Genomic DNA, 21136 nt, shown 5'->3' with positions numbered 1-21136 from the left:
CTCCCTTTACCTGAGCGGGCGTTGGGCGTGCTGGGCGGCGAGCCGCACGGGGGCGTTCTGCGCGCCGTAGCCCTTGTACCCGCCGTCCCGCTGGACGAGTTCGAAGAAGACCCGGCCGACGGTCTCGGTGTAGCAGTGGCGGAACTCGCCGTCCGGGTCACGGTCGTAGAGGATGCCGAGTTCGCGGTACGACTCCAACTCCCCCTCGACGAACTCGAACCGGGCGGCCAGATCGTCGTAGTAGTTCGCGGGGACGGCCAGCAGGCGGCCCCCGGCCGCGCGGAAGGCGCGGGCCGCGGCGACGACGTCGTCCGTGGCGAGGGCGATGTGCTGGGCGCGCGTGGTGGTGTCGGTCGGGGCGGGGCCGACGCTGAGCGCGATCCGGACGCCGCCGTCCTCGCTGGTCACCGGCCTGCTGCGGAACAGGCCGTACGGGTCGGCGACATCGACGCTGTCGCGGGCGTGCAGTCCGAGCACCGTACGGTGGAAGAGGGCCGCCTCGTCGAACTGGTGCCAGGGCTGGGTGAGCGCGAGATGGTCGACGCGCCGGACGTGGCCCGCGGCCCCGGGGTGCGCCACGGGCCGGAAGTCCCCGGTCCAGCTGGGGAGTTCGGGGCGGTCCGTGGCACAGAAGAAGAGTTCGGTGCCGTCGGGCGCGGCGACCGCGTCCAGGGGCGCGTCCTCGGCGGCCCGGCGGCGCGGCAGCACCGGCGCGAGCAGGGCCTCGGCGCGGCGGGCGGCGCCGGCCGGGTCCGGTGACTCCAGTCCGATCGCGGCGAGCTGGGTGCCGTCGCGGCGGGCGGCCGGGCCGGTGTTGACCAGTACCCGGGCCTCGCCCTGCGACCAGAGGTCCACCGGCTTGCTGCGGTGCCGGGCGGTCCGGGCGAAGCCGAGGGCGCCGAGCAGCGCGCCCACCGGTTCGGCGTCGGGGGTGACCAGCTCGGCGAAGGCGACCCCGGTGGGCACCACCCGCTCGGGCAGCGCGGCGATCCCGGCCGCCTCCTGGAGCATCAGCAGCGAGCGGTGGGCGTCCACGGCGGTGGGCCCGGCCTCGGACTGCCGGAAGACGTCGTTGAACACCTCCAGCGACAGCGGCCCGTCGTATCCGGCGTCGATCACATGCCTCACGAGCCCGGCGACATCGAAGCCGCCCTGCCCCGGGAAGCAGCGGTAGTGCCGGCTCCACTGGAGCACGTCCATCGCCATCAGCGGTGCGTCGGCGAGCTGCAGGAAGAAGATCTTCTCGCCGGGGATGTCCTCGATGCCCTTGGGGTCGGAGCCCCGGGCCAGGATGTGGAAGCTGTCCAGACAGGTCCCGAGCGCCGGATGGTCGGCCGCCGCCACGATCCGCCACGCGTGGTCGTACGTACTGACGTGCCGCCCCCACGCCAGCGCCTCATAGGCGACCCGGATCCCGAACTCCTGTGCCTGGGCGGCCAGTTGACGCAGATGGTCGGCGGCGAGCGCGTCGTCGTCCTCGGCCAGCGGATGGACGCTGGAGCAGACGAGCACGGTGTCGCAGCCGAGCCGCGCCATCAGCTCGAACTTGTGCCGGGCCCGCCGCAGATTCCCCTCGAACACCTCCGCCGACACGGCCTCGATGTCCCGCATCGGCTGATAGAGATCGATGCTCAGCCCCAGATCCGCGCACCGGACCCTGATCTCCTCGGGCGTGAGCGGACTGGCCAGCAGATCGTTCTCGAAGATCTCCACCCCGTCGAACCCGGCCCGCGCGGCGGCGGTCAACTTCTCGGTGAGAGACCCACTGAGGGAGACGGTGGCGATGGATGTACGCATGGGGGGACTCCTTGGATCGAGGGGCGCGCCCGTCCCGTGGGGGGCGCGTCCCGTAAGGGGCGCGGGGAACTGCGCGACCAGCCACGACGAACCCGCGGCCAACACAGCCGACCGACCGTCGCGGCGCTCAGTTACGGACGCCCGCGACCCCGGCCAACTCGCCGATGTCCGCCAACATCCGAATCGCGTCCGGCTCACGCCCGGTGAACAAGCGGAACGCGTCCACCGCCTGGAACACCGCCATCCCTCCCCCGTCCAGCGTGGCGCAGCCAACCCCCCGGGCGACCCGCAACAACTCGGTCTCCAACGGCCGGTACACCACCTCCGCCACCCACAGCCCGGGATGCAGCAACTCCGCCGCGAACGGCAGCCCGGGATGCGCCGCCATCCCCGTGGGCGTCGCGTGCACGACCCCGTCGGCCGCGCCCAGCAGCACCGGCAGCGCGTCCGGCGTCGCCGCGGCGGCCCGGCCCGGCCCGAAGTGGCGGTTGAGGGAGGTCGCGAGGTCGGTCGCCCGGTCGGGCATCGCGTCGACGACGGTCACATGCTCCGCGCCGAGGGTGAGTGTGGCGTGCGCGACGGCCGCGCCCGCGCCCCCGGCGCCCAGCTGCACGACCTTCTCCAGCGGGGCGTCGGGCAGCCCGCGGGCGAAGGACGCGGCGAAGCCGGTGACGTCCGTGTTGTGGCCGATGGCACGGCCGTCCTCGAAGACGACGGTGTTGACGGCGCCGAGCGCGGCGGCCTGCGGGGCGAGCCCGTCGAGGTGCTCGATGACGAGCTGCTTGCACGGGTGGGTGATGTTCAGCCCGTCGAAGCCCAGGTCCCGGGCGGCGCGCACGAGATCGCCGACCGCCTCCGGCCCGACCCCCAGCTCATCGATGTCGATCAGCCGGTACAGATAGCGCAGACCCTGCCGGTCGGCCTCGCGCTCATGCAGTGCGGGGCTGAGCGAGGGGCCGATTCCGGAGCCGATGAGACCGACGAGATACGAGTCCCCCGGAGAGAGGGGGTTCGAGACCTTGGGCACGGCGGGGCCTCCTGAGCGGTCACTAATGTACGAACTAGTACGTTAGTCATAGCAGGCGTGGTCGAGCAGGGGAAGCCCTCTTCTACAATCGCGGACACTGCCCCCTTGCCCGAAGGAACGCGATGACCAGCGTCGAAGAACCGGCACGACCGAACGGGCGGATCCGTGACGCCGCCCGCACCAAGGCCGAGATCCTCGACGTCGCGACCAGGGAGTTCGCCCGCAGCGGGTTCGCCGGGGCCCGGGTCGACGAGATCGCCGCCCGGACCCGCACCACGAAGCGGATGATCTACTACTACTTCGGCGGCAAGGAGCAGCTGTTCACCGCCGTGCTGGAGCGGGCGTACTCCGTGATCCGGCAGCAGGAGCAGGACCTGGACGTCGAGCATCTGGACCCGGTCGCGGCCATTCGCCGGCTCGCCGAGGTGACGTTCGACCACCATGAGGCGCACCCCGACTTCATCCGCCTGGTGAGCATCGAGAACATCCACGAGGCCGAGCACATCGCCTCCTCCGAGATGCTCGCCAAGATCGGTTCGCCCGCGCTGGACGTGATCCGCCGGATCCTGGAGTCGGGCCAGAAGTCGGGCCTGTTCACGGCCGACGTCGACGCCGTCGACCTGCACGCGATGATCAGCGCCTTCTGCTTCTTCCGGGTCGCCAACCGGCACACCTTCGGTGTCCTGTTCGGCCGCGACCTGATCGACGCCGGTCGGCGCGACCACTACCGCCAGATGCTCGGCGACATGGTGATCGCCTATCTGACGGCGGACCGCGCGACGGACTGAGTCCACACACACGTTCCGCGCTGAGCCCGCACGTACGCTCCGCGCTGAGCCCGCACGTACGCTCCGCGACGAAATCCTTCGGCGGGATCGGCGGCACCTCTTGACACCCGGGAAACGTCGGCGCAACATCCGTAGCCAACCGCTACTAACTATCCAGTGCGTTAATTAAGCCGGGTAGCACCCGGCACGGCCGTCCCGTCACCCCCAGGGATCGGCTCCTCCCCCACTGTGACCTGCCCCGCCCTGCCTTGCCTTCCTCCGCTTCACTCCCCTCTCATGGTGGAGACCCCTCGAAGGAGCACGCCGTGTCCGTCCCCGCCGCACCTCCCGGCCAGCCCAAGAAAGCCGCCACGGCCGCCTGGATCGGCAGCGCCCTGGAGTACTACGACTTCTTCATCTACGGCAGCGCCGCCGCCCTGATCTTCCCGACGGTCTTCTTCGCCGAGTCCGACCCGGCCACCGCGACCCTGCTCTCGCTGGCCACGTTCGGTGTCGCGTACGCGGCACGGCCGGTGGGCGCGCTGTTCCTCGGGCACTACGGCGACCGCCTGGGCCGTAAGAAGATCATGGTCTTCACGCTGATCCTGATGGGTGTGTCGACGTTCCTGATCGGCTGCCTCCCCACCTACGACCAGGTCGGCACCCTCGCCCCGGTCCTTCTGGTGCTCTGCCGTGTCCTCCAGGGCATCTCGGCCGCCGGTGAGCAGGCGAGCGCCAACTCCATGACGCTGGAACACGCGCCGTCGCAGCGGCGCGGCTTCTTCACCAGCTTCACCCTCAGCGGCACCCAGGGCGGGCAGCTGCTCGCCACCCTGGTCTTCATCCCGATCGCCGCGCTCCCCGAGGACCAACTGCTCTCCTGGGGCTGGCGCGTCCCGTTCTGGATGAGCATCGCGGTCGCCGTCGTCGGCTATGTCATCCGCCGCACCCTGGACGAGACCCCGGCCTTCACCCAGCAGACCGAGTCCGAGGGCGTCGCCAAGCTGCCGCTGGCCATCCTGATGCGCGAGCACTGGGCGGATGTGCTCCGGGTGATCGCGGGCGCGCTGGTCGCCTCGGTCTCCACGATCTTCACCGTGTGGGCGCTGGCGTACGGCACGAGCGAGTCGGTGGGCCTGTCCCGTTCCTCGATGCTGTGGGTGGGCGCGCTCGCCAACCTGGTGGCGCTCGCCGCGATCCCGCTGTGGGCCACGCTCTCCGACCGCATCGGCCGCCGCCCCGTCTTCCTGATCGGCGCGGCCGGCAGCGCGGTGATGATGTTCGTCTACCTGTGGGCGATCTCCACCGGCGCCTACCCGCTGATCCTGACCCTCGGCATCGTCACCTTCGGTGTCGTCTACAGCGCCGCGAACGGCATCTGGCCCTCCTTCTACGGCGAGATGTTCTCCACCCGGGTCCGGCTGTCCGGCATGGCCATCGGCACCCAGATCGGCTTCGCCATCGCCGGTTTCGCCGTCACCTTCGCCGCGCAGATCGCCGGCCCGGACGGCGACGACTGGTTCGCCGTGGCCCTCTTCACCTCGGCCCTGTGCATCCCGCCGGTCATCGCCGCGCTCACCGCCCGCGAGACCCACAAGATCCCCACCGAACTCCTCGGCACCCGCACCCCGAACGAGAAGAACGACCGGGAACGCGTCGCGGCCTGACCCACGACCATGCGTCCCACCCCGAGTCCCCGGCCACCGATGAGGTGTCCGGGGACTCGTGCGTGACGCCGGACGGCACGAGGCTCCCGAGCACGACCCTGCACCGAGGGCCCGCGTAGCTCGGCGGCATGATGATCTCAACGCCGCGAGAACGCGGCACCACATCAGGGGGAAGACTTGAAGCGCGCCGAGGACCCTTACAGAGGCACTCCGCCGCCATGGCAGGGGTGGCCGTCGGCCGAGACGAGCAGGCGGCGTTGGCGGATCGGTCTGCTCGTCCCGCTCGTCGGTCTGGCGGGGTGCGGGCTGCTGTTCGTGCTCGGGATCGGCGGTTTCCTCCTGCTGATGGTCGTGAGCCGCCTGTCGACACCCATCCCCGACGGCGAGCCCCTGACCATGAGCGCGGCCGAGGTCACGGGCACGTGGGTGGACGAGCAGGGTGGGCGTCTGGTGCTGAAGGAGGGCGGGGCGTTCACGTCGGCCAGGATCTGCGGCGACTTCGACGACAACGACGACGACGGTTTCGACGACGTCGCCTCCCCGACCCCCGGCGCGGGCACCTGGGAACACAGCACCTCGAACGTCACCGGCGAGGACGACCGCGTATCGACGGTCCACCTCACCTTCACGCCCGGCGGGGTGTGGGGCCAGTACGAGGCACGGGGAACGTCGAAGAACCCGGTGCTGTGGGCGTACATCGGCGACCCCGACGAGGGCCGGCTGTGCGTGCTGGAGAGGGCGGACGACCGCGGCAAGGAGTAGATCAGCGAGCGGATCCGGTTCAGCCGGTGCAACCCGTCCGCCCCGTCCGCCCCGTTCGACCCGTCCGCCCCGTTCGACCCGTTCGACCAGGCCGGTAGACACTGTCTACGCCTCTCTGGTAGACAGTGTCTGTGAGCGAGCCGAACGCGGGGCTGCGGGCCCGGCTGGTCGACGTCGGGGTCGAGTTGGTGACGACGGAGGGCGTGCAGGCGCTGTCCCTGCGGGAGATCGCGCGGCGGGCGGGGGTGTCGCACGGGGCGCCGCGCCGGTACTTCCCCACGCATCTGGAGTTGCTGTCGGCGATCGCGCGCCGGGGCTTCGAGGAACTGGCGGACCGGGGCACGGCCGCCCTCGGGGAGGGCACGGGGAGTCCGCGCGAGCAGATCGCGACGCTGGGGCGGGTGTATCTGGACTTCGCGCTCACCAACCGGGGCATGCACGAGCTGATGTTCCGTCATGATCTGCTGGAGAGCAACGAGTTGGGGCTGCGCGACGCCAGTCTGCCGATCTTCTCGCTGCTGGTGGACCTCGTCGGACGGGCCCGGCCCGACGCCGACGCCCGGCTGGTCGCGGGCGCGTTGCTGGCCAACCTCTACGGCATAGCCCAGCTGTGGACCTGGGGCAGCCTCCAACTCACCACCGGCGCCGCCGACTTCGCACCCCTGCTGCGCACCGCGCTGGACGCGCATCTGGGGAGCGAGGGCCGATGACGGCCACCACCGCGCAGGCCGGGGCCGACCAGGGGCGGGGCCGCCCGATATCCGCCGCCCGCCGCCGGCTCACCCTCGCGAACAGTGTGCTCGGTGCCGTGATCGTCGCCCTCGACGGAACGGTGCTGACGATCGCCCAGCCGACGCTGCGTCGCGACCTGGACGCGTCGCTCACCGAGGTGCAGTGGACCAGCACGGGGTATCTGATCGCGGTGGCGGGGCTGTTGGTGTTCGCGGGGCGGCTGGGTGACCGCTTCGGGCATCAACGTGTCTTCGCCTTGGGGGTGTTGGGGTTCAGCGCCGCCTCCGCCGGGATCGGGTTCGCGCCCGGTGTGGGCTGGGTGATCGGGTTGCGGGTCGTCCAGGGCGTCTTCGGCGCGCTGCTCCAGCCCGCCACGCTCGGGATGCTGCGGGCCGCGTTCCCGCCCGACCGGCTGGGGATGCCCATCGCGCTGCGGACCAGCGCCATCGGGGTCGCGGTCGCCACCGGGCCACTGGTCGGCGGTGTGCTCGTCGCGCGGCTCGGCTGGCGGGCGGTGTTCTTCCTCAACGTCGTACCGGCGCTGGTCATGGGCGTGCTGGCGCTGACGGTACGCCCGGCGGTGAGCGCCCCGGAGACGGTGGACGGGCCACGGGTCCGCGGCACCCGCCTCGACCTGCCCGGCGCCGCCCTTCTCGCCGTGGCCCTGGCGGCTCTCGTGCACACCCTGGTCGGGGTGCCCGAGCACGGCTGGACGGTGACCGGTGTGCTCGGCCTGCTGATCGCCGCCGTCTCCGCCTTCGCCCTCGTCCGCCATGAACGCCGTACGCCCGAACCGCTGTTGCCGCCGGCCGTGCTGGGCTCGGCCACCGTCCGTGCGGCGCTCGGGGTGCTGGTGGCAGCGTCGGCGGCGATGCTCGGCGCGCTGTTCGTGTGCAGCTTCGTCCTCCAGGACGTCCTCGGCATGGACCCGCTGCGCACGAGCCTGGTCGCGCTGCCCGGCGGCGTGATGATGGTGCTCGGAGCGCCGCTGTCGGCCGTACTGCTGCGCCGGTGGGGCGCCCGGCCCACGGCCCTCACGGGGACGGTGCTGCTCACCGCCGGTGTGCTGGCGCTGTCCGGACTCGGCCCGGGATCGTCCGCCGTGTCGATCGGGGGCGGATTCCTGCTGCTGGGGGCCGGTTTCGGCGCGCTGATGGTCACCGCGACCGCCGTCGTCGTACGGCATGCCCCGGCGGAGTCGGCGGGGGTGGCGGGCGGGCTTCAGCAGACCGCGATGAACGTCGGCCCGGCGCTCGGGGTGGCCGCCGCGACCACGCTGATGCCGCTCGGCACGGGCACCGCGCTGCTGCTCCTGTCCGGTGTGGCCGCGCTCGGTGCGCCTCTTGCCCTACGAATGCCCCGACCCGCCCGCCCCGCGAGGGATGGAACGCGATCAGTACGGAACGATGAAGGCAAGAAGCGTGAGGGCGACAAGCATGAACGCGAGCCGTGACCCGGGCCACCGGAGGAGAACCACCATGGAACGACTGCGCCGAGAGACAGAGCCGCGCGAGGCCGGCCTCGACCCCAGGACCCTGGCCCGTCTGGACGAGTACCTGGCCCTCCAGGTCGACGAGGGCCGGCTGCCCGGCTATCTGCTGTCACTGGCCCGCGGCGGGCGCGTCGCCCACCTCACGACGTACGGACAGCGCGACCGCAAGGCCGGACTCCCCGTCGGGACGGACACGTTGTGGCGGGTCTACTCCATGACGAAGCCCGTCACCTCGGTCGCCGCGCTGATACTGATCGAGGAGGGGCGGCTGTCGCTCACGGACCCGGTCTCCCGCTACCTCCCGGAGTTCGCCGAGCCGCGCGTGTACGAGTCCGGTGCGGGCGCCGACGTCCGGACCCGTCCGGCCGAGCAGCCGATTCTCGTCCGTCATCTGATGACCCACACCTCGGGCCTGACCTTCGGCTTCTACTACGACCACCCCGTGGACGCGCTGTACCGCGACGCGGGCCTGGAGAACTCCGTCCGCCCGGGTGCCACCCTCGCGCAGACATGCGCGGAGTACGCGAGCCTGCCCCTGCAGTTCGAGCCGGGCTCGCAGTGGAACTACTCCGTCTCCACCAACGTCCTCGGCCGGATCGTCGAGGTCGTGTCGGGGCAGGACCTCGACGTGTTCTTCGCCGAGCGTATCCTCGGGCCGTTGGGGATGACGGACGCGGGGTTCCAGATCACCCCCGAACAGGGCGAGCGGCTCGCCGAGTTGTACGGCGAACAGGAGGACGGCTCGATCGCTCCCGTCCCCGGTCTCCCGGTGCGCGGGCGTCCGCGCTTCCTGTCCGGCAGCGGCGGCATGGTCGCCTCGGCCCACGACTACCACCGGTTCGCCGAGTTCCTGCGGCGGCGCGGTGAACTCGACGGTGTGCGGCTGCTGTCCGCCGAGTCGGTCGCCATGATGGCCACGAATCAGCTGCCGGGGGGTGCGGACATCCGTACGTACGGCAGTCCGACCCACCGGCAGTCGGGCAATACGGGCATCGGGTTCGGCCTCGGGGTGTCCGTGGTGATCGACCCGACGGCGACGGAATGCCCTTCCTCCCTCGGCACGTTCGGGTGGACCGGGGCCGCGACGACGGTCTTCTGGGTGGATCCCCGGCGGGATCTGACGGTGCAGTTCATGACGCAGGTGCGACGGCGGTCTTCGTTCTCGGTGTATCCGGAGTTGAAGCGGTTGGTGCATGAGGCCGTGGTGGGCTGAGACCGAAATCGGAGCGACGTCCGACCGTCTCCGCGGCCGGGCAAGGATTCTGCAAGGAACCGGCAAGGGCGGTGTCCGGTCGCGCGGGAACGAGTGCTCGTATCCAATCGGCTGTACGACACGGGGGATGTCATGTCGGCATTCAGTACACCCGCTCAGTCCTCGCGCCTCCCGCGGATCCACAGGGCCCCGGCCCGGCAGTGGCTGACACTGACCGGGCGCAGAACCGTCCTGGTGGTCGCGCACACGGTCACGTACGTCAAGCGTCTCCTGGACGTCGTCGCGTTGCTGGAATCGGACTTCCGCATCCAGGTCGTCTTCACCGTCCCGCCGCACGAACTCAGCGACGGCACCGTCCGCTACCTCAGGCAGACGGGCGGCATGGTTCTGCCCTGGAAGGAGGCGGCGCGCACCGACTTCGACCTCGCGGTCGCCGCGGGTCCCCGCGCGATGGAGCGTGTGCGGGCCCGTGTGGTGCTGTTGCCGCACGGCGCCCGCTTCCTGAAGCGCTTCGCCGGAGTGGCGGACTCACCGGTCTTCGGGTTGCGCCGGGAGGACCTGTGCCCCGGGGGCGAGCCCCCGGCCGCTGTGGTCCTGGCCCACGAGGGCGATCGTGACGCACTTGCCCGCTCCTGCCCCGAAGCGCTGCCCGTCGCCCATGTGGTCGGAGACCCGGCGCACGACCGCATCGCCGCCAGCCTGCCCGAACGGGATGCCTACCGGCGGGCGTTGGGGCTCCACGACAGCCGGCGCATGATCGCGGTTGCTTCGACCTGGGGCCCCGAGTCGGCCTTCGCCCACTTCGAGAATCTCCTGCCTCGCCTCGTGGACGAGCTTCGCGACGGCGGCGATCGCCTCGTCGCCCTCGTCCATCCCAACGTATGGTCCGGCCACGGCTCCCGTCAGGTACGCGCCTGGCTCGCCTCCTGGACCGAACGCGGCCTGGGGGTCGTACCCCCCGACATGGACTGGCGTCCGGTCCTCTGCGCCGCCGACCTCGTAGTGGGGGACCACGGCTCGGTGACCCTGTACAGCACACTCACGCAGGCCCCGATCCTTCTGGCAGGTGCGTCGGAGAACGAGACCAACCCTGCCTCACCGGCAGCCGACCTGGCCCTGGTGGCTCCGGTCCTCTCGCCGTTCCATCCCTTGACCGGGCAGTTCGCGTACGCGACCACCGAGTACCGCCGCTCCGCGTACGAGCCGATCGCGGCCCGCATCACCTCGCAACCGGGATGCTTCAACCGCAATATGCGGGCGCTGCTTTACCGGCTGCTGGGACTTGGCCAGCCGGCCCACGCTCCGGCGACCCGGATCCTTCCCGTACCCGACGCCGCAAGGATCTGGCCCGACGCCGACCTGGGAGTATCGGCATGACCGCGTCCAGGAGGAGCCGTGAGGAGTCGGGTGACCGATCCCGGACAATCGTCTCCAGCCCGGTCACCCACGTCCTTGTGCGGCCCCGGACCAGCCACGAGCCCAGGCCGACCTGTCACACATGGTTCGCCGAGTGCCTGTGGGGCGACGTTGATGACCTCGCCTGCCGCCGCGATCTGGCGGACGTGCTCCTCGGTGGCCGGCCGAGGCCGAGCCTCGAGGTGGCGGTCCGGGAAGCGAGCGTTCTTCTGGCCGCGTACCCCGGCTGTCTCCTGGTGGTCCTGCGGTTGACGGGTGCGGCATGGCTGACCGTTACCCGGACGCGTCAACCACCCGACAGGCTGTCGAGTCGCGCACTCACCCGGCGCGCGTCGTCCACACTGACCGTCGTGGACAACGGCAGCGCCCGCTGATAGTGCTCGCGGGCGGCCTCCAGGTCGCCCGCGTCCTGCGCGGACTGTCCCAGCATCTCCAGGGTGCGTGCCTGCCAGTGCACCGCACCTGAGCGCTCGAACGTCCCCAGAGCGAGGCGGAGTTGCTCCATGCCCTCCGTCTCGCCGGAACGGGCTCGCGCCCTCCCCAGGAAGGCCAGCGCACGCGCGGCATCGTGCGCGTCCCGCACGGCCATGAGGATGGCATACGCGCTCTCGAAGTGCCGGACGGCCGAAGTCAGTTCACCCGAGGCCATGGCGATCTCGCCGAGCACCGTGCGAGCCAGTCCCGTGCCACGCGGATAACCGACGTCCTCCCACAGGGAGATGGCCTCCTCCAAGTACGGGACGGCTTCGGTGAGACGCCCGGTCTCGTAGTGGACCGCTCCCAGACCGAGCAGCGCCTGCCCTTCGTCCCTGCGGTCACCGGCCGCCCGTGCGGCGTCGCGCGAGGCGGCGTACCAGGTGATGGCCTCATCGGTACGGCGGGCCGCGCTCAGTCCGATGGCACCGGAGTTGAGCATCTGGCGCTCCGCCTCGGCATGCCCGGCACACCGCGCGGCGGCGAGGCCCAGTTCATGGGCTTCGATCCACAGATCGTAGGGACGCAGACGGAGGAAGAGTGGCCACATGGCGTCGACTAGCTGCCAGGTCAGTGTGGACCATTGGCGTTCGGCGGAGGCACGCAGTACGGCCATCAGATTCGCGCGGTGCCGGTCCAACCAGGTCAGGGCACCCGGTTCGTCGGTGAACGGCGCTTCGGGATCCGGTCGGCGCTCGTCGGCGCGCTCCAGGGTGGACTGCGCGGGAGTGATGAGCCGTTCAGCGGTGGTGGCAGCCGCCACATACCAATCGGCCGACCGGCGCAACGCCTCGTCGCGTTCGTTGCCGACTCCGCGCTGACGGGCGTGCAGCCGGATGAGGTCGTGGAAGCGGTAGCGGTCCTCGCCGAGGTCCTGGAGGAGGTGGGACTCGACGAGGACGTCGAGCAGCCCGTCCGCTTCGTCGAGGGTGAGGGCACCGGCCGCCGCGGCGAGCCTGCTGTCCAGATCGGGTGTGGGCAGTTGCCCCAGCAGGCGGTAGAGCCGCGCAGCCGGGGCAGGCAGGACCCGGTAGGACTCGTCAAGGGCTCCGCGCACCGCTGCCTCTCCCTCAACGGCCAGGACGGCCAGTCGGTCGTCGGGTCGGGCCAGCGCCTCCGCCAGGGCTCGCAGAGGCTGCCGTGGGCGGGCAGCCAGCCGGGCCGATGCCACGCACACCGCGAGGGGCAGACCCGCGCACAGGCTGACCACTTCACGCGCGGCTGCCGGGTCGTCGGCCACTCGCTCCCGGCCGACGGCTCTGCTCAGCAGTTCCTCCGCCGCGTCGGGCGGCATCACGTCCAGGGTGTGGAACACCGCTCCGTCGATTCCGAGCCCGGACAGCCTACGGCGGCCGGTGACGACGACGAGGCTCTCGTCGGAGCCCGGCAGGAGCGGCCGGGCCTGAGCTGCGGTGCAGGCGTTGTCGAGCAGGATGGCGAGGCGCATGCCGGAGGTGAGGGAGCGCCACAACGCGCTCTGTTCGGCCGTGTCGGCCGGCACCGGGCCGGAGTACAGCGAGCGGAGGAATCGTCCGAGGATCTCACCCGGCCGGGCCGCGTCGGCAAGGTCGTGGCCGCGCAGGTCGGCGTAGAGCTGCCCGTCGGGAAAGTCGTCGCCGATGCGGCGGAGCCACCGGTTCACCAGAGAGGACTTGCCCACCCCGGCCTGCCCGGACACCACGATCAGCCCGACGCGGCGCGAAAGCAACCGCCCGAGTGCGGCAAGGTCGCCTTCTCTGTCCGTGAAGTGACGTACAGCAGGGGGCAGTTGACGAGGGGCAGGCACAGGGGTGACCGGCGCGGCGGGTGGGGACACATGGGTGTGGATGTCGCCGTACACATCACCCGTCTGGACCACGCCGCCCCACACCTGAGCGGCTCCGCCGATGATGTTGCCGTGGCCGCCGTTGCCTTCCTCGCCGCCGCTCATGTTCTCCGCCTCCGTGGTCGAATCCGAGCCCACGACGGGCACCGAAATGTGGCGCCTACACACATCGGAGGTGGTCTACCCGCCATCACCCCCGCACAAAGGACAATGATTCGGCCAACAGTTCGATGGATGTCTGGTTTCCCAGGTGACGAGGTGTCATCCTGTGCAATCTGCGCGGTCCAGGAACGGGTATGCCGGCGAGAGGAACGCTGGTGGAGATCCATGTTCTCGGCTCCGTCGGCCTCGGCTCCCCGGAGCGTCGGCTGGGTGTCGGCTCCGTCAAATTACAGCTGCTCACGGCTGCCCTTGCCCTCGACGTGGGGCGCCCCGTGTCTCTGGACACCCTGGTCGACCGGCTCTGGGACGACCCTCCGGCACGGGCCAGGGAGAACGTCCACACGTATGTGTCCCGCCTGCGCAGGGCGATCCGAACGGTGGCGCCGGGCTCGACGGCTCCCTCCGTGGCCCAACGCACCCACACATACACCCTGATCGCCGATCCCCGGACCGTCGACTGGCATCGCTTCCTCCGGCTCGCCGACCGGGCCGGGACCGTCGCGGCGGAAGGCGACGACGCGGGGGCGGCGGAGCTGTTCCGGGAAGCCGAGGACCTCTGGGAGGAGCCACTGGCCGGCCTTCCCGGCTTGTGGGCCACGCGGATGAGGAGCACCCTCACTGAGCGGAGACGCGCGGTGGTCATGGCGCGCACCGACGTGGAACTCCGCCTCGGTCGGTTCGCCGAGGTGGTGGGCGAACTGGCACCTCTGGTCGACGAGTACCGCGGCGACGAGACCCTCGCCGGCCGGCTCATGACCGCCTACTACGGCGGGGGACGGCATGCGGAGGCCTTGCACGTCCATCAGAGCGTCCGCGGCATCCTGAGATCCGAGTTCGGGACCGACCCCGGAGAGGAACTGACCCGCATCCACCGGCACATCCTCGCCAGGGGTCCCGTCCACGAACTCACCCGACGCCCACCGGACAGTCGGATCCCGCCGCCCGCTGTGGAGCCGGCCCGACCACGCCCTGCGCCCGACCATCTCCCCCGCCAGGCACGACTCGTCGGCCGCCGCGCCGAGATGGACCGAATCCGCGCGGCCATCGACACAGCTTCCCGCGACGGTGCGGTCGTCACACTGGAGTCCATCTCGGGGATGGCCGGGGTCGGCAAGTCCGCGCTGGCGATCCGCGCGGCTCACGAGTTCTGTGATCGCTTCCCCGAAGGCTCGATCTACCTCAATCTACGTGCCCACGCCCAGGGCCAGGAACCCCTCGCGCCGACTGCGGCCCTGGCGACCCTCCTCCGCCACGTGGGAGTACCCCCGCAGTCCATCCCCTCCGACATCGAGGAACGGGCAACGCTCTGGCGCCGGGCGCTGGGCCACCGGCGAGCACTGATCGTCCTCGACGACGCGGCGGATCCCGAGCAGGTACGACCTCTCCTGCCCGGCACGACGGAATGCTTTGTCCTCATCACCAGCCGCCGTCGGCTGGTCGGCCTGCCGCGCGGGCGCTCCCTGGCGCTGGACGTGCTGCCCACGGCGGACGCGATAGCGCTGTTCCGCGAGTTCGCGGGGTTGGAAGAGCTCCGCGGTCCCGATGAGCAGGGCGGGTCGGACGACACAGCCGAGATCGAGCGTATTGTGCGGCTCTGCGGCCATCTGCCCCTCGCGATCGAGATCGCGGCCAACCGGCTGAGCGCGCATCCGTCCTGGGACCTGACCGTCCTGCGCGAGTTGCTCTCCCGGCCCGCCGACCGCCTCTCACAGATCCGCGACGGCTACTCGGAGATCGCTCGCGCCTTCGAGGTCTCGTACCAGACCCTCTCCCGCGACGAGCAGTCCGCCTTCCGCCTACTGAGCCTGCATCCGGGCCCCGAATTCGGCCCCTGTGCGGCCGCCGCACTCCTCGGCCGCCCCTTCGACGAGACCGAACGCCTCCTGGAGTCACTCCTGCAATGCCACGTACTCCAGGAACCGGTTCCCAACCGCTTCCGCTTCCACGACCTGTTGGGCGAATACGCCCATCTCCTCTGCGCAGCCCAGGACTCCGACACACACCGCGAGGCGGCACGGTCTCGGCTCGCCGACCACTACCTCCGTACGGCGGACCACTGCGACCGACTGCTTTATCCGCGCCGGATACGCCTGGCCGTCCCCGACACGGCTCCGACCCGGGCCGCAGCGATGAACACCACCGCGTCGCGTGGCCCCGAACCTCACAACGCCGACGACGCCCTGTCCTGGTTCACCACCGAGCGACAGAACCTGCTGAGCACCGAGAACCAGCTGCGGCAGCGAGGATCGCGGGAACGTGCCGCCCTGCTGAGCCACGCTCTGGCGGGGTTCCTCGACGGCGAGTGCTACTGGACGGATTCGGTGCGGCTGCACGAGACCGCCACCGAGTACTGGCGCACGGTCGAGCACGAGGAGGGCCTGTGCCATGCTCTGTTGGATCTGAGTACGGCGTACATGGCGACCGGCCGGTTCCCGGAAACGGACCGGACCGCCAGGGAGGCACTCTCCCGGGCGCGGGCCGTCGGCGACCGGGACACGCAGGCCGAAGCACTGCGTGAACTGGGCATACTGCACTGGCACCTGGGCCAGAACCAACAGGCGCTGGCCTTTCAGAAAGAGTCTCTGGCGCTCAGCGTCGCGACGGGGGACCGCTGGCGCGAGGCCCGTTGCCAGAACAACGTCGCCATCTGTCTGCTCTACCTCGGTGAACACGAGGACGCGCTCTCCTGGTTTCAGGACGCGCTCGCGGGGTTCGAGGCCACGGACGACCAACGCATGCTCCTGAAGACCCTCAACAACCTCGGCCATCTGTATCTCCGGACCGGGGATCCGGAAGGCGCCCGGCAAACCTCCGAGCACTCCATGCGTCTCGCGGAACGCACGGGAAGCCCGTCGGACCGGGCGATCCTGCAGATCAACATCGCGGAGATCCACCTGGCCACGGGTGACGCTCCCGCCGCGGTCTCACTGTGCCGGGCAGCGATTCCGGTCTTCCACAGCATGGGCGCCCGCAAGAACGAGGCGATCGCCCTCACCCGGCTGGGGCGGGCATACCACGCCTTGTCCGACCCCGATCGGGCCGAGGACCTCATCCGACGCGCGCTCACCCTGGCCGAGAGCATCGGCGCGGCACTGGAGGAGGTCCAGGCTCAGCTGGCCCTGGGTGACTGCGCGCTCGTACGCGGACGGACGACAGCGGCCGAACACCTCTTCAGGTCCGCGCTGGAGGCGGCCCGGCGCATCCATGCCGATGAGGAGGAAGCACGAGCCAAGGCCGAGCTGGAACGCATCCGCTCACAACTGATCGAGTTTGATAGGTTGCGTACGTAACCGCGAACATGATCGACAAATTCATGATCTTGGATGCGCACGCACACAGGGAATCACTAAGGTTTCTCACGCAACGAACACTGGTTCCCATTTCAGGAACAAGTGTTCCAACCCCGCCTGGAGAGGTGTGCGTTGAGAACGATCCCCAAGGTGACTGATTCCGCGCGACGCAAGTATGTGAAGTTTGCAATAGCAACCTTCACGTGCATCCCGACGCTGATCGAGGTGTACAACAAGTTCGTGGCGCCAGCCGCCTGACCAACCCTGGGGGCGGCTCCTCAACCGCCCCCACCCCTCTCACCCCTCGACCCACAACCCGAACTGCAAGCCCTCCCGCCCCAGTTCGCGCAGCCACACCTCCGACCGCTCCCCGGTCTCCGCCCCCCTGCTCAGACCCGCCGGCAGTGAACCGTCCAGGATGTGTCCCACCCCGAGGGCCAGGGGGCGGGACACCAGGCGGGCCATGGCGCTCTCCTCCTTCGTGCCGACCATGTCGAGGAGGTAGCGGCCGGACCAGTGCTCGTCCGGACCTGTGTGGACGTCGAGGGAGACGGCGAGGACGACCCGGTCACGGTCGGCGTCGGTGGTGGGGTAGCGGGTCGCCAACTCCCGTGCCAGGGAGGCGATGCGCCGGTCGTCGCCCTGCTCCAGTTCCGCGAAGACCGGGGCCCACGCGGTGAGCCAGCCGTCGAGGCGGAGGGTGCCGCGGACGAAGGTCAGCGGCTTCCAGGCCGGGGGCAGACCGTACTGGGTGACGAAGGGGACGCTGTCACGGTTGGGGTAGGCCTCGAAGGTCTCGCCGTCGATGACATGGGGGCGGGTGACCGTCCAGGGGCGGTCGGCCGTCGTCTCCGCGCCGTCCTCGATGTAACGGGCGGGCGAGCGCAGGGCGTTGAGCACACCGACGGGGGCCCAGCTGAAGCGGTACCGGAAGTCGTTGGGGACGGCGGGGACGCCGCCGCAGTACGAGGTGAGGGTGTACGAGGCGGCGGTCCCCGGGCCGATCGCCTCCGTCGCCCGCGCGATCAGGCTGTGCGCGAAGAGGTGGTCGATGCCCGGGTCGAGACCCGTCTCGGTGAGGACGGTGATCCCCGCCGCCTCGGCCGCCGGTACCCGCTCCAGCACGGCGTCCGAGACATAGCTGGAGCAGGCGAAGTGGGCCCGCGCGCCGACGCAGGCGGCGAGCAGCGGACCGTGCTCCGGCGCCGGGAGCATCGAGACCACGATGTCTCCGGGTGCCAGCTCGGCCGCCAGCGCCGACGGCGTGTACGCGCGGGGCTCGGCGCGGCCCGCCAGCCCCAGCGCGGCCAGGGCCTGTTCGGCGCGCTCCTCGGTGCGGTGCCACAGCCGTACCCGGGCGGCGGTGTCGCACAGTGCCGCCAGGCCGCTGCCCGTGGACAGGCCGGCGCCGATCCAGTGGACGGTGCCGCTCGCGGGGACCACCTCTGTCATCGGGCAACTACCTTTCCGTGAGGCCCAGTTCGCCGCTCACCCGACGGAACCGGTCCAGGCAGCGGCCCCAGGCCCCGCTGGTCTCGAAGTCCAGCAGCTGCGGCAGCAGCGCGGCCGAGAAGTCGGTGCTCGCCTCGCGAGGCAGGAGGGAGGGCAGGTTGTCGATGGCGATGAGATCGAGCGGAGGCTGTTCGCGCAGCCGCCGCACGGGGTGGTCCCATTCCGTCGTCGTGTCGTAGACGGGCAGGACGTTCATGGGTGAGCCGACGTCGACGGTGACATCGGAGAGGGTCCTCAGACGGCGGTCCGGGCCGTCGAGGTCCTTGTCCGTCAGGAACGGCGGGACGGGGCTGGTGGTCAGGACGGTGTTGACCATCAGGTCGTGTGCCAGCAGGGCCGGCCGGTCCAGATCGCGGGTCTCCGGCAGGTCCCAGCAGGTCGGTTCGACGCCCGCCTCGTCGAGCGCCGTGCGCGCTCCCCGGCCGCTGCGGCCCAGGGCGCCGATCACCAGCGCGGTCAAGTCGCCCTCGGAGGCGCGGAGTTCGGCCTCCATCTCCTCCTTGGTGGTGGGGACGAGCGGGGCCCGCAGCGCGCCCCTGTGGTGGAGCACGGCGAGGGCCGCGCCCAGATAGCCCGCCCAGAAGCCGAAGGCGGCGAGCCTGCGGCCCTGGTCGTCCACCAGGTACTCCAGGTCGAGCAGCGCCCCGCCCCCGGCGGCGAACCTGCGCAGCAGGGCCTGAGCGCCGGGCTGCCCCTTGTAGGCGTGCCCGAAGAAGATGTGACGGTGAGTCAGTTCGGCGGGCGCGTCCGGGAGTTCCTTGAGGCCTACGATCACCGCTCGGGCCGAGGCCGACACCCATGAGCCGGGGTCGGCGACCTGGCAGCCGGCCTCCTCGTACGCCTCCACGGGGAAGATCCGCTGGGGGGATTCCTCGACGGTGATCCGTACGCCGCTCGCGACGAGCCGTCGGGCGTCGGACGGCACGATCGGGGTGCGGCGTTCGGTGGTGCGGGTCTCGTGGCGCAGCCACAAGTGGAGATCGGTCATACGAGGTTGGCCTCCGGGCGCAACGCGTCGGCCGTGAACCGGTCGACGTTCAAGGGGCTGATGTCGACGAAGGGTACGCGGCCCAGGTACAGGTCGCGGACCACCTCGCCGACCGCCGGGCCCTGGAGGAACCCATGGCCGGAGAACCCGGTCGCGTACAGGAAGCGGGAGCACGAACCGGCCTCGCCGATCAGGGCGTTGTGGTCCGGGGTGATCTCGTACAGGCCCGCCCAGCCGCCCGTGCGGCGCAGGTCGAGCAGGCCGGGCGCGCGGCGCTCCATGGCCTCGTAGAGGCGGGGGATCCAGCGGTCGTGGGTGTCGGTGGCGAAGCCGGGCCGTTCGTCGGGGTCGGACATGCCGACGAGGAGGCCGGGGCCCTCGGTGTGGAAGTAGAGACTGCTGGTGAAGTCGATCGTCATGGGGAGGCTCGGCGGGAGGCCGGGGACCGGTTCCGTGACGGCGATCTGGCGGCGCAGGGGTTCCACCGGGAGGTCGACGCCGACCATGGCGCCGACGGACCGGGACCAGGCGCCGGCCGCGCAGACGACCGTGTCCGTGACGATACGGCCCCTGCTGGTGACCACGGCGGTGATGGTGTCCCGCCAGGTCTCGATGCCGAGGACCTCGCAGTCGCGCAGCACGGTCGCCCCGCGGCGGCGGGCCCCGGCGGCGTACCCGTGGACCACGGACTCCGGCGTGCAGTGCCCGTCGTCGGGCGAGAAGGCGGCGGCGAGCAGGCCCTCTGTGGAGATCAGCGGGGAGAGCCGCCGGGCCTCGGCGGGGTCGACCATACGGCTGGGCACGCCCAGGTCGTTCTGGAGCTGGACGCCGGCCTCGAACTGGGCGACCTCGTCGGGGGTCGTCAGGAGGAAGAGATAGCCGACCCGGTGGAGTCCGATGTCGTGGCCCAGCTCCTGCTTGAAGCGGTCGAACGCCTCCAGGCTGCGGGCGCCGAGCTGGATGTTGAGTTCGTCGGAGAACTGCGCGCGGATCCCGCCGGCGGCTTTCGCGGTGGATCCGGAGGCCAGTTCGTCGCGTTCGACGAGGACGACGTCGTCCACTCCGGCGGCGGCCAGGTGGTAGGCGATGCTCGTCCCGATGACTCCTCCGCCGATGACGACGACCCGTGCGCTGCGGATCACGAACGCTCCCTTCGTCCGACCGTGGTCGGATTGCCCGACGGAGTCAGGTCTTCCACCACAGACGAACGTTCATGCGGAGCGCCCGCTTACTTGCCCGAAGGGGCAGCGGACGGGGGCGGGGTGTGCGGTACCCCGGGCGGGCACGGCGGCCGGTGTCGGAGTCGTCGGAGTCGAGCGTCTCCGGGTCGGCCGCCGCGCGAACCCCGGCCCTCAGGACGAGTGGACCACCGCGTCCAGGTGCGGCAGGAGGTGGTCGAGCCGCTCGCGCTTGGTGCGCAGATAGGTGATGTTGTCCTCGCACGGCGTGATCAGCAGCGGCACCTGTTCGGCGACGTCGATGCCGTGGCGCAGCAGCGCCTCCCGCTTGCGCGGGTTGTTCGACATCAGCCGGACCGAGCGGACGCCGAGGTCGTGCAGCATCTCGGCGGCCACCCGGTAGTCCCGGGCGTCCACCGGCAGACCGAGGGCGAGATTGGCCTCGACGGTGTCCAGGCCCTCCGCCTGGAGTTTCATCGCCTGCAGCTTGGCGAGCAGACCGATACCGCGTCCCTCGTGGCCTCGGAGATACACGAGAATGCCGCGGCCCTCGGCGACTATCGCCCGGAGCGCGCTGTCGAGCTGTTCACCGCATTCGCAGTGCTGGGAGCCGAACGCGTCACCGGTCAGGCACTCCGAGTGCAGCCGGATGAGAATTCCCGCACCGCCGCTGATGTCGCCGTACACCAGCGCCACTTGTTCCTCGCCGCGGTCCTGGTCGAGATAACCTACGGCCTCGAAGTCGCCGTAGGTCGTGGGCAGAGGAGCGTTCACCACGCGTACGGCGCCGGAGGACTGGGCATTCGTGCCGAGTACACCAACATTTTCTGTCAT

15 protein-coding genes are annotated in these 21136 nt (G+C 70.7%); 8 read left to right on the top strand and 7 right to left on the bottom strand.

Annotated elements, in window-relative coordinates; translation table 11 throughout:
* Positions 1-6 precede the first annotated feature (6 nt).
* Together F9278_RS40130 and F9278_RS40125 are read right to left on the bottom strand one after the other, a co-directional pair.
* Positions 7-1797 (bottom strand): bifunctional sugar phosphate isomerase/epimerase/4-hydroxyphenylpyruvate dioxygenase family protein, encoded by a 1791-nt coding sequence (locus F9278_RS40130; protein ID WP_152172698.1) that lies wholly within the window; start codon positions 1795-1797, stop codon positions 7-9.
* A gap of 127 nt (positions 1798-1924) precedes the next feature.
* A complete protein-coding gene (locus F9278_RS40125; RefSeq protein ID WP_152172697.1) occupies positions 1925-2824 on the bottom strand; it encodes a shikimate dehydrogenase in 900 nt (299 codons plus the stop codon).
* A gap of 122 nt (positions 2825-2946) precedes the next feature.
* Here F9278_RS40125 and F9278_RS40120 point away from each other — a divergent pair, with 122 nt between their 5' ends.
* The 7 genes from F9278_RS40120 (at position 2947) to F9278_RS40085 (ending at position 10834) form a co-directional block, all read left to right on the top strand.
* On the top strand, positions 2947-3612 hold the full coding sequence (locus F9278_RS40120) for a TetR/AcrR family transcriptional regulator (RefSeq protein WP_152172696.1): 666 nt from the start codon (positions 2947-2949) through the stop codon (positions 3610-3612).
* 305 nt (positions 3613-3917) lie between these two features.
* Positions 3918-5258, top strand: coding sequence for an MFS transporter (locus F9278_RS40115; RefSeq protein WP_152172695.1), 1341 nt, complete (start codon positions 3918-3920; stop codon positions 5256-5258).
* A 177-nt stretch (positions 5259-5435) separates the two neighbouring features.
* Positions 5436-6020: a hypothetical protein gene (locus tag F9278_RS47770; protein WP_226967145.1), complete on the top strand. Its 585-nt coding sequence runs from the start codon at positions 5436-5438 to the stop codon at positions 6018-6020.
* A 131-nt stretch (positions 6021-6151) separates the two neighbouring features.
* Entirely contained in the window at positions 6152-6730 is a 579-nt protein-coding gene (locus F9278_RS40100; protein ID WP_404818986.1) for a TetR/AcrR family transcriptional regulator, read from the top strand.
* Positions 6727-8205 carry an MFS transporter gene (locus F9278_RS40095; RefSeq protein WP_152172693.1) on the top strand — a complete coding sequence of 493 codons (1479 nt, stop codon included), beginning with the start codon at positions 6727-6729 and terminating at the stop codon, positions 8203-8205. The genes F9278_RS40100 and F9278_RS40095 overlap by 4 nt, the downstream gene beginning before the upstream one ends.
* 25 nt (positions 8206-8230) lie before the next feature.
* Entirely contained in the window at positions 8231-9457 is a 1227-nt protein-coding gene (locus tag F9278_RS40090) for a serine hydrolase domain-containing protein (protein ID WP_152172692.1), read from the top strand.
* A 132-nt stretch (positions 9458-9589) separates the two neighbouring features.
* Complete coding sequence (locus F9278_RS40085) at positions 9590-10834, top strand: hypothetical protein (RefSeq protein ID WP_152172691.1); 1245 nt, start codon at positions 9590-9592, stop codon at positions 10832-10834.
* A gap of 325 nt (positions 10835-11159) precedes the next feature.
* Here the strand turns inward: F9278_RS40085 and F9278_RS40080 are convergent, their stop codons facing one another.
* Positions 11160-13310 carry a tetratricopeptide repeat protein gene (locus tag F9278_RS40080; RefSeq protein ID WP_226967144.1) on the bottom strand — a complete coding sequence of 717 codons (2151 nt, stop codon included), beginning with the start codon at positions 13308-13310 and terminating at the stop codon, positions 11160-11162.
* A 158-nt stretch (positions 13311-13468) separates the two neighbouring features.
* Between F9278_RS40080 and F9278_RS40075 the strand changes: the two genes are divergently transcribed.
* Positions 13469-16624: an AfsR/SARP family transcriptional regulator gene (locus F9278_RS40075; protein ID WP_152172690.1), complete on the top strand. Its 3156-nt coding sequence runs from the start codon at positions 13469-13471 to the stop codon at positions 16622-16624.
* Between the two features lie 297 nt (positions 16625-16921).
* On the opposite strand, the gene F9278_RS40070 is transcribed toward F9278_RS40075, so the two are convergent.
* From F9278_RS40070 to ribA, 4 genes are all read right to left on the bottom strand, one after another.
* On the bottom strand, positions 16922-18076 hold the full coding sequence (locus tag F9278_RS40070; RefSeq protein WP_152172689.1) for a saccharopine dehydrogenase family protein: 1155 nt from the start codon (positions 18074-18076) through the stop codon (positions 16922-16924).
* 7 nt (positions 18077-18083) lie between these two features.
* The gene (locus tag F9278_RS40065) at positions 18084-19124 is read right to left on the bottom strand and encodes a saccharopine dehydrogenase (RefSeq protein WP_152172688.1); all 1041 of its coding nucleotides are present in this window, start codon (positions 19122-19124) and stop codon (positions 18084-18086) included.
* Positions 19121-20266, bottom strand: coding sequence for an NAD(P)/FAD-dependent oxidoreductase (locus tag F9278_RS40060; protein ID WP_152172687.1), 1146 nt, complete (start codon positions 20264-20266; stop codon positions 19121-19123). The genes F9278_RS40065 and F9278_RS40060 overlap by 4 nt, the downstream gene beginning before the upstream one ends.
* Before the next feature lie 210 nt (positions 20267-20476).
* Positions 20477-21136, bottom strand: a complete 660-nt coding sequence (ribA, locus tag F9278_RS40055) for a GTP cyclohydrolase II (RefSeq protein WP_152172686.1) — start codon at positions 21134-21136, stop codon at positions 20477-20479.

The organism is Streptomyces phaeolivaceus (assembly GCF_009184865.1).
In the GTDB taxonomy this organism is placed as follows: Bacteria; Actinomycetota; Actinomycetes; order Streptomycetales; family Streptomycetaceae; genus Streptomyces; species Streptomyces phaeolivaceus.
This window is presented reverse-complemented; position numbering and strand designations above follow the sequence as displayed.

Bases quoted from the DNA above. Each gene is read 5' to 3' on its own strand.
- F9278_RS40070 (WP_152172689.1), bottom strand. From the start codon at position 18,076: ATGACAGAGGTGGTCCCCGCGAGCGGCACCGTCCACTGGATCGGCGCC.
- F9278_RS40090 (WP_152172692.1), top strand. From the start codon at position 8,231: ATGGAACGACTGCGCCGAGAGACAGAGCCGCGCGAGGCCGGCCTCGAC.
- F9278_RS40130 (WP_152172698.1), bottom strand. From the start codon at position 1,797: ATGCGTACATCCATCGCCACCGTCTCCCTCAGTGGGTCTCTCACCGAG.
- F9278_RS40095 (WP_152172693.1), top strand. From the start codon at position 6,727: ATGACGGCCACCACCGCGCAGGCCGGGGCCGACCAGGGGCGGGGCCGC.
- F9278_RS40120 (WP_152172696.1), top strand. From the start codon at position 2,947: ATGACCAGCGTCGAAGAACCGGCACGACCGAACGGGCGGATCCGTGAC.
- ribA (WP_152172686.1), bottom strand. From the start codon at position 21,136: ATGACAGAAAATGTTGGTGTACTCGGCACGAATGCCCAGTCCTCCGGC.
- F9278_RS40085 (WP_152172691.1), top strand. From the start codon at position 9,590: ATGTCGGCATTCAGTACACCCGCTCAGTCCTCGCGCCTCCCGCGGATC.
- F9278_RS40065 (WP_152172688.1), bottom strand. From the start codon at position 19,124: ATGACCGATCTCCACTTGTGGCTGCGCCACGAGACCCGCACCACCGAA.
- F9278_RS40075 (WP_152172690.1), top strand. From the start codon at position 13,469: ATGCCGGCGAGAGGAACGCTGGTGGAGATCCATGTTCTCGGCTCCGTC.